The 13,597-nt window shown below is 61.1% G+C and carries 10 protein-coding genes and 2 tRNA genes; 8 read left to right on the top strand and 4 right to left on the bottom strand.

Going from position 1 to position 13,597, the window contains the following annotated elements; all coding sequences use genetic code 11:
* Positions 1–226: 226 nt before the first annotated feature.
* From FX984_RS13395 to FX984_RS13405, 3 genes are all read right to left on the bottom strand, one after another.
* Entirely contained in the window at positions 227–703 is a 477-nt protein-coding gene (locus FX984_RS13395; RefSeq protein WP_027605478.1) for an FxsA family protein, read from the bottom strand.
* A gap of 66 nt (positions 704–769) precedes the next feature.
* On the bottom strand, positions 770–1,501 hold the full coding sequence (locus FX984_RS13400; RefSeq protein ID WP_027605477.1) for a HugZ family pyridoxamine 5'-phosphate oxidase: 732 nt from the start codon (positions 1,499–1,501) through the stop codon (positions 770–772).
* 93 nt (positions 1,502–1,594) lie between these two features.
* Complete coding sequence (locus FX984_RS13405) at positions 1,595–2,602, bottom strand: DUF481 domain-containing protein (protein WP_027605476.1); 1,008 nt, start codon at positions 2,600–2,602, stop codon at positions 1,595–1,597.
* 144 nt (positions 2,603–2,746) lie between these two features.
* Between FX984_RS13405 and FX984_RS13410 the strand changes: the two genes are divergently transcribed.
* The 4 genes from FX984_RS13410 to FX984_RS13425 all read left to right on the top strand — a co-directional run bounded on the left by FX984_RS13410 (position 2,747) and on the right by FX984_RS13425 (position 7,529).
* Positions 2,747–3,109 carry an MGMT family protein gene (locus FX984_RS13410; protein ID WP_043293512.1) on the top strand — a complete coding sequence of 121 codons (363 nt, stop codon included), beginning with the start codon at positions 2,747–2,749 and terminating at the stop codon, positions 3,107–3,109.
* A 43-nt stretch (positions 3,110–3,152) separates the two neighbouring features.
* A complete protein-coding gene (locus FX984_RS13415) occupies positions 3,153–4,685 on the top strand; it encodes an AmpG family muropeptide MFS transporter (protein WP_027605474.1) in 1,533 nt (510 codons plus the stop codon).
* Positions 4,686–4,839: 154 nt separating this feature from the next.
* Positions 4,840–6,555, top strand: coding sequence for a proline--tRNA ligase (locus tag FX984_RS13420; RefSeq protein WP_027605473.1), 1,716 nt, complete (start codon positions 4,840–4,842; stop codon positions 6,553–6,555).
* A 20-nt stretch (positions 6,556–6,575) separates the two neighbouring features.
* Entirely contained in the window at positions 6,576–7,529 is a 954-nt protein-coding gene (locus tag FX984_RS13425; protein ID WP_065925011.1) for a hypothetical protein, read from the top strand.
* Between the two features lie 68 nt (positions 7,530–7,597).
* Here FX984_RS13425 and dinB read toward each other — a convergent pair whose 3' ends face one another.
* On the bottom strand, positions 7,598–8,656 hold the full coding sequence (dinB, locus tag FX984_RS13430; RefSeq protein WP_027605471.1) for a DNA polymerase IV: 1,059 nt from the start codon (positions 8,654–8,656) through the stop codon (positions 7,598–7,600).
* A gap of 283 nt (positions 8,657–8,939) precedes the next feature.
* Between dinB and FX984_RS13435 the strand changes: the two genes are divergently transcribed.
* The 4 genes from FX984_RS13435 to FX984_RS13450 all read left to right on the top strand — a co-directional run bounded on the left by FX984_RS13435 (position 8,940) and on the right by FX984_RS13450 (position 13,551).
* Positions 8,940–9,016: transfer RNA gene (locus tag FX984_RS13435), tRNA-Met, on the top strand.
* A gap of 269 nt (positions 9,017–9,285) precedes the next feature.
* A tRNA-Met gene (locus tag FX984_RS13440) sits at positions 9,286–9,362 on the top strand.
* Positions 9,363–9,628: 266 nt separating this feature from the next.
* On the top strand, positions 9,629–12,271 hold the full coding sequence (gene mprF, locus FX984_RS13445; RefSeq protein WP_065925010.1) for a bifunctional lysylphosphatidylglycerol flippase/synthetase MprF: 2,643 nt from the start codon (positions 9,629–9,631) through the stop codon (positions 12,269–12,271).
* Positions 12,271–13,551, top strand: a complete 1,281-nt coding sequence (locus FX984_RS13450; RefSeq protein WP_027605469.1) for a virulence factor family protein — start codon at positions 12,271–12,273, stop codon at positions 13,549–13,551. The genes mprF and FX984_RS13450 overlap by 1 nt, the downstream gene beginning before the upstream one ends.
* Positions 13,552–13,597: the final 46 nt, after the last annotated feature.

The following is a 13,597-nucleotide window of genomic DNA, read 5'->3' on the forward strand; positions in this document are numbered from 1 at the left end:
TTTTTCATCGGCCGGTATCGATACCGGCGGGTTGTATTCCGGCAGTGCCGGTCGCGGTTCGCTGGGCGAAACACGGAAGTCTGTCCGGTGTCGCCACCAGAAACCTTGCGGTGACCGTTACATAAGGGCGCATAAGCTTATTACAAGGGGCCGGCGATGATTTTTTTTGCGTCTGCCAGCCTATAAAAGCAACACGGCACCCGAAGGTGCCGTGCCAGTGAAGCGGTTATTTGCTGTCGCGGTGTTCGAACTCGCCTTCGATCACATCGCCTTCTCGCCCCAACGGTTGGCGCGGAGCCGGGCCGCCACGGGGTTGCAGGTCGTCGGCGAACGCACGTTGGCGAAGAGCGGCCTCTTCGGCGCGCTGGCGCATCTTGCCCGCCAGCAATTTGCGGGTGAACGGCAGCAGCATCACCAGGCCCACTACGTCGCTGATAAAGCCGGGCAGGATCAACAGGCCGCCCGCCAACGCCATCATCAGGCCTTCGAGCATGGTCTGGGCCGGCAGTTCGCCGCGGTTCAGGCTCTCACGGGCGCGCAGCGCCGTGGCCAGGCCGGCGACACGCAGCACCAGGACGCCGAGCATCGAGCCGAGAATGATCAGCAACAGGGCCGGGAAAAACCCGATCGCACCGCTGACTTGAACGAATACGAACAGCTCCAACACCGGGAACAGCAGAAAGAGCAATAAAAAAGGGCGCATCAAAAGGTTCCTCAACGCAAGAATGCCTTGCCAGTCCACCTTAGATGACGTCGCCGTTTCGTGAATTCAAGCTTCAGCGGCGGCTTTTTTCGGCCAGACCTCAGCGTGGGCCAATGAAACCAGGGCTTCGCGTACTTGTGTCGGCGTGTTGCAAGATGCCGCAAACGGCAGCCAGTGCAAAGCCTGGCCGATGCGCAGGTGCAGGCCTTCGCTGTCGATGCCGGCCAATTGCGCAGGTTCGAAAGCAGGCAAGCCGGCCAACTCGACGTAGTGGGCAATGGCCTTGGTGTGGTCGCTGTTCATGTGCTCGATCATGCTGCGCTCGGCCTTGCCCGCGAAGGGGTTGGCCAGGGTCAATTGGTCGATCCAGTGAATCGCGCCAAACCCGCCGATATAACGGTGGCGCACCGGCTTGAGCACCCAGAAATCGAAATCGTGGGCCTGGTGGTAGTTGGCCGAATCGGGGAAGTAGCGGTAATAGCGCTCGGCCGCTGCTTCGATGGCGGCCGGGTCCTCGAGTTTCTCGGCTTCGGCCAGGTAGGTCAGGCGCCCCACGGCCTGCACGTCATCCGCTTCGCGCTCGCCGACCAGCAGCGAGCACTTGGGATCTTTTTGCAGGTTATGGGTGTGCTGGGCAATACGGCTGATCAGGATCAGCGGGCGGCCCTGCTCGTCGAGGCAATACGGCACGACCGAGCCGAACGGAAAGCCGGGCATGGCCTTGGAGAGTGTGGAGAGAGCCCCACGGTATTCCTTGAGCAACAGCTCTCGGGCGTTCTTGGCAACCTGCGCGCTCAACGTATGACTCCTCGGGTATTCAGCCGCCCATAGCGTATGGGAATGGATCTCAACACAAGGTAATCAATCTACGCGCCGGTTGCCAGGGCTCGATTACCAGGCGACGCCGAAGCCTGCGGTATAGCGGGTTTTGCTCAGGCTGCTTTCCGAATCGCCGCTGATCACGTCGCGCTCGGCCTTGAGGTTGAGCGATGCCCACTCTGTGACTTTATAGCGCAGGCCCATTTCCGCATCCAGGGAGTACTCGGCCGGGCCGTCGATAGGCTTGCCCACCTCGCCATTGGTGAAGAACTCAACGGTCTTGCCCACCAGGTAGCGGTTGTAGTTCCACTTCATGGCCAGGGAATAGAAGTTGTCCTTGCCGCCATCGGCGTACTCGTAATCGGTGCGGTTGACCAGCGAGCCGAGGGAGAATGCCCCCAGCTCGTCGTCCCAGAACTGGTAGCCCGGGCCGGTACCGACGGTACGTTGGCGCGCCAGGTCTTCAACCTTGTCGCGCTTGTAGGTCAGGCGCCCCTGCCAGAACCAGTGCTCGGTGATGAAGCGGTCCAGGTCATACTCCAGCGCCCAGTTGTCGGTGGTGGTGACGTCGTCCTGGAACTCGCGGTTGTATTCGCCCTGCCCGGTATGGCGCCATTGGCCATGGCGCGCGGTGGTCTTGAAGTCGATGTCGTAGTCGTTGGTGTCTTTTTCGGCGCGCTTGTAGTCCAGCGCCATGTCGACATTGCCCTTCCACACCAGGTCTTCGATCACCGGCTTGGGCTTGATGATCTGCTGGATACTTGCCAGCTCGACAGTCTTGGGCGCCTCGCCATTGGCCAGCACCACCTTGCCATCGTCCGCCGCCTGCAGGGACTTGGCCTTCTCGCCGGTGTAGGCGTCCTGCTTGACCAGCAACTCCTGGTCGCTCTCCAGGGTTTTCACCTGCTTCCAGTCCACCGGAATGGCGCCGGCGTAGTCGGTCTGGATCAGCAGCTTGCCACCGTCGAAGACCTTGATCTTGCCGGTCAGGCGGTCACCGTTTTTTAACCAGACGGTATCGGCCAGCAGGGGCGTGGAGGCACTGAAGACAGCGAGGCACAGCAGGGTTCTGGACAACATAAGCGGATGGGGAGCTCAAGGTTGGCGAAAAGGGGCGATTATCGTGTTAGATAGCTAGGACTGACTCAAGGATTTGTGTTGAGTTCAATTCTCAACAGCATACTTACAGACGTTTCTTACAAAAGACCGACGATCCCAACGGATATGCCCACAGTGAATCAGCCTGCCGATGCCCCACAAACCCCCGCCGAGATGCGCCGCACCGCGCTGTACCTGACCCTGGCGCAAGTCCCCGCCGGTTGCGTGGTGAGTTACGGCGAGCTGGCGCAACTGGCCGGGCTGGGGCGCGCCGCGCGCTGGGTGGGTCGTACCTTGAGCCAACTTCCCGAGGGCACCACATTGCCCTGGCATCGTGTGCTGGGTGCCGGTGGTCGGATAAGTCTGCCGGTGGGCAGCGCCTCGGGCGACGAGCAACGGGCACGCTTGCGCGATGAGGGCGTCACGGTGCGCAACAATCGCGTGGATATTCAGCGCCATGGCTGGCGCCCGGTAGAGCACAGCGGTTAGAGTGCGCGCTTTGTTTCCGTGAATCTGAGGCAGACTCCAGCCCATGCCCCGTAAAACCTGGCGCGCCGCGCTCGCCGCCTATGCCAGCCCCTCGACGTTAGTGCTGTTGTTGCTCGGCTTTGCCGCCGGCTTGCCTTACATGTTGGTGTTCTCGACGCTTTCGGTGTGGCTGCGTGAGGCCGGTGTGGCCCGCGAGACCATCGGCTATGCGAGCCTGATCGGTTTGGCGTATGCCTTCAAATGGGTCTGGTCGCCGCTGCTCGACCAATGGCGCCTGCCACTGCTCGGTAAACTCGGACGTCGTCGCTCCTGGCTGGTGCTTGCACAGTCGCTGGTGATCCTCGGATTGATCGGCATGGGGTTCTGCGACCCGCAGAAACACCTGTCCTGGCTGATCGCCATTGCCGTCGTGGTGGCCTTTGCTTCCGCCACCCAGGACATCGCGGTCGACGCCTATCGCCTGGAAATCGCCGACGACAGCCGCCAGGCCGCCCTGGCCGCCAGCTATATGTCCGGCTACCGCATCGCCGCCCTGCTGGCCACGGCCGGTGCGCTGTTCTTTGCCGAAGGCTTCGGCTCCACCGGCTTCAACTATAAGCACTCGGCCTGGACCGGTACCTATGTGCTGTTCGGCGTGCTGATGATCCCGGCGCTGCTGACCACGCTGTTCATGCGCGAACCGAATGTACCGCTGCGCACCCAGTTGCAGGCCGGGCGCTATAGCTTCGTGCATCAACTGGTGTCGGTGTTTGTGCTGATCGTGTTGCTGGTATCCGTACCGGCGATGTTCACCCAGTTGTTCAACACCGACTTCGCCAGCGTGCTGTTTCACGGCGTCAGCCTGTGGGACTTGCTGATGGACGACCGCGCGTTCCTGCGCGCCATTCTCTATATCATTCTCACCACGCTGTGCCTGTCGGCAATGGGCCGGCGGGGCCTGGCGCCGGTGCTCACGCCGGTCAACGACTTTATCCTGCGCTACCGCTGGCAGGCATTGCTGCTGCTGGGGCTGATCGCCACCTATCGTATGTCCGACACGGTGATGGGCGTGATGGCCAACGTGTTCTACATCGACCAGGGTTTTACCAAGGACCAGATCGCCGGGGTCAGCAAGATCTTCGGCCTGATCATGACCCTGCTCGGCGCCGGCATGGGCGGCCTGCTGATCGTGCGCTTCGGCATCCTGCCGATCCTGTTTATAGGCGGCGTGGCGTCGGCGGGGACCAACCTGCTGTTCGTGATGCTCGCCGACATGGGCCCCGACCTGCAGATGCTGATCTTCACCATCTCCCTGGATAACTTCAGCTCGGGCCTGGCCACGTCGGCATTTGTGGCGTACCTGTCGAGCCTGACCAACCTCAAGTTTTCCGCCACCCAATATGCGCTGCTCAGTTCGATCATGCTGTTGCTGCCGCGCCTGATCGGCGGGTACTCGGGGGTGATGGTGGAGAAGTTCGGGTACCACAACTTCTTCCTGATCACCTGCATGCTGGGCGTACCGACACTGCTGCTGATTGCGTTGCACTGGTATCAGGAAAATCGGCGGATGCGGTTGAATCCGCCGGTAGAGGACTGATTCTGGGGGCCCTTTAAAAGCCAGACCGCGGCGCCCCATCGCGAGCAAGCTCTGCGCCTACAGACAGCCCTGCATTCTGATGCCTGTACGGCGGCAGTTTGCGCCCGTACAATCCCAAGTCATTTCAAGTTCAAGCAACCGACAACGGCCTACCATGCGTACCAGTCAATATTTGCTCGCCACACAGAAAGAAACGCCTTCCGATGCGGTCGTGATCAGCCACCAGCTGATGCTGCGCGCCGGCATGATTCGCAAACTGGCCTCGGGCCTGTACACCTGGCTGCCCATGGGCTTGAAGGTGATGCGCAAGGTCGAAGCCATCGTTCGCGAAGAAATGAACGCCGCCGGCTCTCTCGAAGTGTTGATGCCGAGCACCCAACCGGCCGAGCTGTGGCAGGAATCCGGGCGCTGGGAAGAGTACGGCCCTGAGTTGCTGCGCTTCAAGGACCGTCATGGCCGCGACTTCTGCGCCGGCCCGACCCATGAAGAAGTGATCACCGACCTGATGCGCAACGAGTTGAGCAGCTATAAACAGTTGCCTCTGAACCTGTATCAGATCCAGACCAAATTCCGCGATGAAATCCGCCCACGCTTCGGTTTGATGCGCGGCCGCGAATTCATCATGAAGGACGCCTATTCGTTCCACGCCGACCAGGCATCGCTGCAGGTCACCTATGACCGCATGCACCAGGCCTACTGCAATGTGTTCACGCGCCTGGGCCTGAAGTTCCGGGCGGTTGAAGCGGACAATGGCTCCATCGGCGGTGCCGGCTCCCACGAATTCCACGTACTGGCCGAGTCCGGCGAAGACGATATCGCGTTCAGCAACGGTTCCGACTACGCGGCGAACATCGAGAAAGCCGAAGCCGTGCCACGGGAAACCTCCCGTCCAGCCCCGGCTGAAGAACTGCGCCTGGTGGATACGCCAGAGACCAAGACCATCGCGGCCCTGGTGGAGAAATTCAATCTGCCGATTGAAAAGACCATCAAGACCCTGATCGTGCATGCCGAAGAAGAAGGCAAGCTGATCGCCCTGGTGATCCGTGGCGACCACGAACTCAACGAAATCAAGGCCGCCCAGCAACCTGGCGTGGCCAGCCCGCTGGTCATGGCCAGCGATGCCGAACTGCGCGACGCCATCGGCGCCGGTGCCGGTTCCCTCGGCCCGCTGAACCTGCCGTTGCCGATCATCATCGACCGCTCGGTCGAGCTGATGAGCGACTTCGGTATCGGCGCGAACATCGACGACAAGCACTACTTCGGCGTGAACTGGGAGCGTGACCTGCCGGTGCCGACCGTTGCCGACCTGCGCAACGTGGTGGCCGGTGACCCAAGCCCGGACGGCAAGGGCACCCTGGAAATCAAGCGCGGCATCGAAGTCGGGCACATCTTCCAGCTGGGCAACAAGTACAGCAAGGCGATGAAGTGCGAAGTGCTGGGCGAGAACGGCAAGCCGATCACCCTCGACATGGGCTGCTACGGCATTGGCGTTTCCCGCGTGGTTGCCGCTGCCATCGAGCAGAACAACGACGAGAAAGGCATTATCTGGAGTGACGCCCTGGCGCCTTTCCAGGTGGCCCTGGTACCGCTGCGTTACGAAACCGAGCAAGTACGCGAAGCCACCGACAAACTGTATGCCGAACTCACGGCTGCTGGTTTTGAAGTGCTGCTGGATGACCGCGACAAGAAAACCAGCCCGGGCATCAAGTTCGCCGACATGGAGCTGATTGGCATTCCGCACCGGATCGTGGTCAGTGACCGCGGCCTGGCCGATGGCAATCTGGAATACAAGAGCCGGACCGAAGCCGAAGCCCAACCGTTGCCGGTGGCTGACGTGCTGTCTTTCCTCCAGGCGCGTATTCGTCGCTGAAAACCAGATCAAGAGAAGTCATGTTCAAGCGAAACACCAGAGCCCTGGGGGGCGCCGCCTTGTGCGGCGCCCTGCTGGTCAGCGGCTGCGCCAATCAGATGTCGCAACGCAGTGAGCACGAGGAGCGGGTCGAGCGTAAGTTGCTCGACCACAGCCTGCAGATCGATGTAGGCGAACCCAAAGTGCTGGAACTGCCGCAACGCCGGGTTCGCATTCACGAGCAAAAGACCTTTGAGGTCACCGAATTCGAAGTTACCCGTCGTTACGATCGCTACACGCCTTACCAGCCCTGGCGCAAACTCTATGAGATGCCCCTGGGTGCAGTGGCTTTGGTCGCGGGTGCGGGCGCCAACGTGGCGAACATCTTCGCCCTCGGCAACCTGCCTACCAGCATGACCCACGACTGGCTGACCTACGGCGTGGACGGTCTCAACCCGTTCATGAACGTGCAATCCCATGGGCGCGCGCAACAGAACCTGGCGGGTATCGATGAAGTCCAGCGCGACAAACGCGTGGAGTATTCGAGCCTGCCCTGGAGCGAGCGCCCGGTCCAGGTCACCGCCGGCAAACAGACCCATGAGCTGACCACCGACCGCAACGGCGTGCTGCGCCTGAACCTGTTGGACAGCCCGTTTGCCGAGCAGGACCTGAACCGCGTCACGACCTTGAAGATCAGCGTGGAAGATGGCCAGGACGACGTGCACTCGGACTCGACCCTGGCGATCAGCAGCACCCTGCGCGGCAAGTTGCTGGAAGCCCACGGCCTGATCTACGACGACCTGGAAGACGATGAAGTCAGCCAGTGGGTGCACCGGGTCAAGCGCCTGTCGGAGCTGGGCCTGGAGGAAGAAGCCAGCGAACTGGAACAAAGCCTGATCGAACTGACCCGCAATGATCCCGAGCTGCAGCAGGAATTCCTGCAGGCGTTGACCAAGGATGCAGGGCGGTTGGTGGCGGATCCCGGAGCACGCTGAGGCTTCGAAAACGCTGCAGATCCAAATGTGGGAGGGGGCTTGCTTCCTCCCACATTTTTTCCCGGCTTCTACCAGGAGAACTCTAACTGTTCGTTCCCGCCACTCAGGTCCAGCAGCCGCACCCCAATCCCCAACAACCGCACCGGTTTCCCACCGCGATTGAACGCCTGGGTCATCAACTGTTGATAACTCTCCAGATCCCGCGCCGCGCCCGCCTGCTCCAGCGTCGTCTGGGTAAAGTCATGGAACTTCACCTTAACGAACGGCTTGCCCGCCTTGTAGCTGCTGTCGATACGCGCCATGCGCCCTGCCAGGGTCTCCATCAACTCTGGAAGTTTCGCCAGGCAGCTTGAGAGATCCGGCAAATCCACATCGTAGGTATTTTCCACACTGATGGACTGCCGCCGGCTGTCGTTCTGCACCACACGTTCATCTATCCCACGGGCCAGGCTCCACAAGCGCTCGCCAAAGCTGCCGAACTCACGCACCAACGCCAACTTGTTCCATTCGCGCAATTGCAGGCAGTCTTCGATGCCCAGGCGCGCCAGCTTGTCTGCCGTCACCTTGCCCACGCCGTGCAACTTGCTTACCCGCAGTTGGGAGACAAAGTCCTCGACCTGATCCGGGGTGATGACAAACAGGCCGTTGGGCTTTTTCCAATCACTGGCGATCTTGGCCAAAAACTTATTCGGCGCCACGCCGGCGGACACAGTGATGTGCAATTGGTTGGAGACCCGGCGCCGAATGTCCTGGGCGATGCGTGTGGCGCTGCCGCCAAAGTGCGGGCTGTCGGAGACATCCAGGTAGGCCTCGTCCAGCGACAGGGGCTCGATCAGGTCGGTGTAGTCGCGAAAGATCGTCTGGATTTCCTTCGACGCCTCCTTATAGGCATCCATGCGCGGCTTGACGATGGTCAGGTCCGGGCAGAGCTTCAGGGCATGCCGCGACGACATGGCGGAACGCACCCCATACGCCCGCGCTTCGTAGTTGCATGTAGCGATCACGCCCCTTCGATCTGCCGATCCACCTACCGCCAGGGGCTTTTGCGCCAGGCTCGGGTCATCGCGCATCTCAATGGCGGCGTAGAAGCAATCACAGTCAACGTGGATGATTTTGCGCTGCGTCATAAGTAGAAAGGCGGGTGTAATCCAACGGGTGGCCAGTATCGCATCCACCCCTGTATATAGCACCAGTAGTTTGAATCTTCCGTCTGAGCGGTAGGAATTTTCCCAGATGAATTTATTTTCTCAATCGAAATTAGCACCTCAATAGAGCTGAAACCCCTGGCCCTTCTGGCCCGAACCCCTCAAACGACTCTGCATGGAGAGCTAACCGATTGAACCGCAAGCGCTTTTTTTCGATTCACCGGTTGACACACTGGTGATCCTCTGTAGAATGCCGACACACAGACGCGGGATGGAGCAGTCTGGTAGCTCGTCGGGCTCATAACCCGAAGGTCGTCGGTTCAAATCCGGCTCCCGCAACCAAACATCAAAAAAGGCTACTCGAAAGAGTGGCCTTTTTTGTTTTAGCGAGCGGGCTTGCCCCGCGCTGGACTGGCAAGCAGCCCCACACAAGATAGTGTGCACTTCACCACGGACTGCTCCGCAGCCCGGCGCGGGGCAAGCCCGCTCACTACAAAAAGCGTTTTCAATCGCGAACTTAGGTTACATGTCAGCTATTTCACACTTATTTGACCCATCGGCTCATTAACGGTTGACACCTCGCCATCTGGCTGTAGAATGCCGCCCACAGACGCGGGATGGAGCAGTCTGGTAGCTCGTCGGGCTCATAACCCGAAGGTCGTCGGTTCAAATCCGGCTCCCGCAACCAAACATCAAAAAAGGCTACTCGAAAGAGTGGCCTTTTTTGTATCCGATGAAAAAGTTCTTCTGAAACAATGGTATGGCATCTTTCATGAAACCGTACGCGGTTTGTTGAGTCCATCTCATTGCACGCTATGCTTACGCCTCTACGACCAATGGCCGCAGTCGCCGCACCCGGTGATCCGCGTTAATATTTGTAATTATTTTGTCCATAGGGATTGGTAACTTGGCTGGATACCTCCATCCTGTCGCGCACAATCCACGAGGTGATTGATGCGCGCCAACTCGTCTGAACCACAAGACACCGTCACAGCAGAACAACCTATCGCCCCCACCCGCTTGCGCTGGCTGGATCTGTTGAGCAAATACCGGCAACCCATCGGGCTGGCCGTGACCTTGTTGCTGTTCGCAATCGCCCTGATCGCCTGTCGGCACCTGCTATTGGAGCTGGATCTCTACGCCCTCCACGACTCGATCCTGGAAGTGCCCAAACCCGCGTTGCTCGGTGCGTTCGCCGCCGCCGTCGCCGGGTTCGTCATTCTGCTGGGCTATGAGTTTTCAGGCGCACGTTATGCCGGGGTGAACCTGCCTGCCAAGACCTTGGCCCTTGGCGGCTTTACTGCCTTTGCGATCGGCAATGCCATTGGTCTGTCAATGCTCTCGGGCGGCTCGGTACGCTACCGTTTATATGCACGCCACGGCATCGGGGCTTCGGAAGTCGCCCACATGACCGTGTTCGCCAGCCTGGCACTGGGCTGCGCCCTGCCCCCGCTGGCTGCATTGGCCACGTTGAGCAACTTGCCGGCAGCGTCGACCTACCTGCATTTGCCACAAACGGTGCTCGGCGGCGTTGCCGGTGCAGTGCTGTTACTGTCGGCCATGTTGTGCATCGGCATCTATCGCCGCCGCCTGCCGGAACAACCCTACCCGGACAACCTGCTGGTAAAGGCCGGGCGTCGAACCCTGCGTCTGCCCGGTCGCCGCCTGACATTCCTGCAACTGATCATCACCGCACTGGACGTTGCCGCCGCCGCTACCGTCCTTTATATGCTGCTGCCGGAAGCACCGCCTTTCGGCCCGTTCCTGCTGGTGTATCTGCTGGCGTTGGCCGCCGGTGTACTCAGCCATGTGCCAGGGGGCGTGGGCGTATTCGAAGCCATCCTGCTCGCCGCATTCGCCGACAAGCTCGGCGCCGCGCCCTTGGCCGCCGCCCTGCTGCTGTACCGAATGATCTACGTGGTCCTGCCGCTGCTGATCGCCTGTGTGTTCCTGCTGGTCAACGAGGCCCAGCGCCTGTTCCAGACTCAGCAAAGCCTGCGGGTAGCCTCGGGTTTGGCGGCGCCGGTGCTGGCCGTACTGGTTTTTTTGTCCGGCGTGGTCCTGCTGTTTTCCGGCGCCACGCCAGAAATCGACTCACGCCTGGAAAACATCGGCTTCCTGATTCCCCACCGCCTGATTGACGCCTCGCACTTCGGTGCCAGCCTGATCGGCGTGCTGTGCCTGTTGCTGGCCCAGGGCCTGCGTCGACGCCTGTCGGCTGCGTGGATGCTGACCATGGTGCTGCTGCTGGTGGGCGCCCTGCTCTCGCTGCTCAAGGGATTCGATTGGGAAGAAGCCAGCCTGATGACCATGACGGCGATACTGCTGGCGATCTTCCGCCGCTCGTTCTATCGCGCCAGCCGCCTGACCGAGCTGCCTTTCTCACCGCTGTACCTGGTAGCCAGCGTCTGTGTGCTGGGGGCTTCTATCTGGCTGCTGCTGTTCGCGTATCAAGATGTACCGTACAGCCATCAACTGTGGTGGCAGTTCACTCTCGACGCCAACGCCCCGCGCGGCCTGCGCTCGTTGCTGGGCGCCGCCGTGCTGCTGGTCATCGTCTCGCTGACCTGGCTGCTGCGCACCGCACGCCCGGTGATCCACCTGCCGACTCCCGAGGAGCTGGAACGCGCCAGCAAGATCCTGATGGCATCGTCGCAACCCGACGGCGGCCTGGCGCTGACCGGCGACAAGGCGCTGCTGTTCCATCCGAATGACGAAGCGTTCCTGATGTATGCCCGTCGCGGCCGCAGCCTGGTGGCCTTGTATGACCCGATCGGTCCGACCCAGCCCCGTGCCGAAATGATCTGGCAGTTCCGCGACCTGTGCGACATCCATCATGCACGCCCGGTGTTCTATCAGGTACGCGCCGAGAACCTGCCCTATTACATGGACATCGGCCTCACCGCGATCAAGCTGGGCGAAGAGGCGCGCGTCGACCTGAAACGCTTTGACCTGGAAGCCAAGGGCAAAGAGATGAAGGACCTGCGCTACACCTGGAACCGTGGCACCCGGGACGGCCTGTCCCTGGAGATCTTTGAACCCGGCACGGCACCGATGGATGAATTAAAAGTCATCTCGGACGCCTGGCTTACCGGTAAGAATGTGCGGGAAAAAGGCTTTTCCCTCGGACGCTTCAGCGACGACTACCTCAAGCACTTTCGTATCGCGATCATTCGCTTCGAAGGCCGCCCGGTGGCCTTCGCCAACCTGCTCGAGACCTACAACCACGACCTGGCCAGCCTCGACCTGATGCGCGCCCACCCGGATGCGCCCAAGTTGACCATGGAATTCATGATGGTCGGCCTGATTCAACACTATAAGAGTCACGGCTACGCCCGCTTCAGCCTCGGCATGGTGCCGTTGTCGGGCCTGCAACCGCGACGCGGCGCGCCACTGACCCAGCGCCTGGGCTCGATGGTGTTCCGTCGCGGCGAGCAACTGTATAACTTCCAAGGCTTGCGCCGCTTCAAAGACAAGTTCCAGCCTGACTGGGAACCCCGTTACATGGCCGTGCCCGCAGGACTTGACCCGCTGGTGGCACTGGCCGATACCGCCGCCCTGATCGCGGGCGGCTTGACTGGATTGGTGAAACGCTGATGATTCGACGCTCCTGGCGGTATGTATTGGCCTTTGTAGTGCTGCTCGCCCTGGTCCTGGGTGGCGGCTTTTGGTTCTGGAACCGCCCTGCCCCGCAGCCGACCCTGGAGCAACTGCCCCAGGCCGACGGCTCGGTGATGACCCGCGTGACCCCGGCCGGCACCCCGAAAGCCCGCGTCGCGGTGGCGGTGATGGCTGACGAAACACTGACCGATAGCCAGTTGATTACCCTGAGCCAGGGCGGCAAGGCGCAGATCGTCCAGGTGATCCTGCCAAAGGATGACTGCAAGCTGCAGGAACAAGCGCTGCAAAGCGCCCTGGGCCAGCTCAAGGGCCCCGCGACCCTGGTCAGCGGCATCGGCCCTGGCGCCGCCCTCGCCTGGCGCTGGCTGGCCACTCAGAGCGACGACAAGGCCAACGCCATCTCCGTCGGCTTCGCGTTGGTGCAGGAAGGGTGCAAGGACCCACTGCCGAAAACCGCCGCACACGGTAATTGGTTGGTGGCCTGGAACGACAACCCTGACGATGAAAGCGCCAGTTTCGTACGTGACACCCCGCGCGCCACCACCAGTATCAGCGACTACGACATTCACTATCCGCAAGTGCTGAACAACGAACTGCGCAAGCAACTGGTGGGTTCGGACAACGGCGGCCTGGCGATTCCCGTGGTGGAAGTGCCGGCTGGCCAGGCCAAGGACACCGTGACGCTGTTCCTTTCCGGGGATGGCGGCTGGCGTGACCTCGACCGCGACGTGGCCGGCGAAATGGCCAAGATCGGCTACCCGGTGGTCGGCATCGACACCCTGCGCTACTACTGGCAGCACAAGACCCCGGAACAAAGCGCCAAGGACCTCACCGAGCTGATGCAGCACTACCGGCAGAAATGGGGCACCAAGCGCTTCGTGCTGACCGGTTACTCCTTCGGCGCGGACGTCCTGCCGGCGATCTACAACCGCCTGCCGGAAAACGAACAACAGCGTGTGGACGTCATCATCCTGCTGGCCTTCGCCCGCACCGGCAGCTTTGAAATCGAAGTGGAAGGCTGGCTGGGCAACGCCGGCAAAGAAGCCGCGACCGGCCCGGAAATGGCCAAGCTGCCGGCTGACAAGGTGGTGTGCATCTACGGTGCCGAAGAAGTCGACGAGAGTGGCTGCACCGACAAGACCGCCGTGGGCGAGGCGGTGAAACTGCCGGGCGGGCATCACTTCGATGAGAACTACCCGGCACTGGCCAAGCGTCTGGTAGACATCATCGTGAAGCATCAGGCCAAGTCCGAGTAATTCCGGGCGGTACGCCAAACAAACTGTGGGAGGGGCTTGCCCCCGA

It is taken from the genome of Pseudomonas marginalis (assembly GCF_008692035.1).
Taxonomy (GTDB): Bacteria; Pseudomonadota; Gammaproteobacteria; order Pseudomonadales; family Pseudomonadaceae; genus Aquipseudomonas; species Aquipseudomonas marginalis.

Bases quoted from the DNA above. Each gene is read 5' to 3' on its own strand.
- dinB (WP_027605471.1), bottom strand. From the start codon at position 8,656: ATGACGCAGCGCAAAATCATCCACGTTGACTGTGATTGCTTCTACGCC.
- FX984_RS13450 (WP_027605469.1), top strand. From the start codon at position 12,271: ATGATTCGACGCTCCTGGCGGTATGTATTGGCCTTTGTAGTGCTGCTC.
- FX984_RS13405 (WP_027605476.1), bottom strand. From the start codon at position 2,602: ATGTTGTCCAGAACCCTGCTGTGCCTCGCTGTCTTCAGTGCCTCCACG.
- FX984_RS13420 (WP_027605473.1), top strand. From the start codon at position 4,840: ATGCGTACCAGTCAATATTTGCTCGCCACACAGAAAGAAACGCCTTCC.
- FX984_RS13415 (WP_027605474.1), top strand. From the start codon at position 3,153: ATGCCCCGTAAAACCTGGCGCGCCGCGCTCGCCGCCTATGCCAGCCCC.
- FX984_RS13425 (WP_065925011.1), top strand. From the start codon at position 6,576: ATGTTCAAGCGAAACACCAGAGCCCTGGGGGGCGCCGCCTTGTGCGGC.
- mprF (WP_065925010.1), top strand. From the start codon at position 9,629: ATGCGCGCCAACTCGTCTGAACCACAAGACACCGTCACAGCAGAACAA.
- FX984_RS13410 (WP_043293512.1), top strand. From the start codon at position 2,747: ATGCCCACAGTGAATCAGCCTGCCGATGCCCCACAAACCCCCGCCGAG.
- FX984_RS13395 (WP_027605478.1), bottom strand. From the start codon at position 703: ATGCGCCCTTTTTTATTGCTCTTTCTGCTGTTCCCGGTGTTGGAGCTG.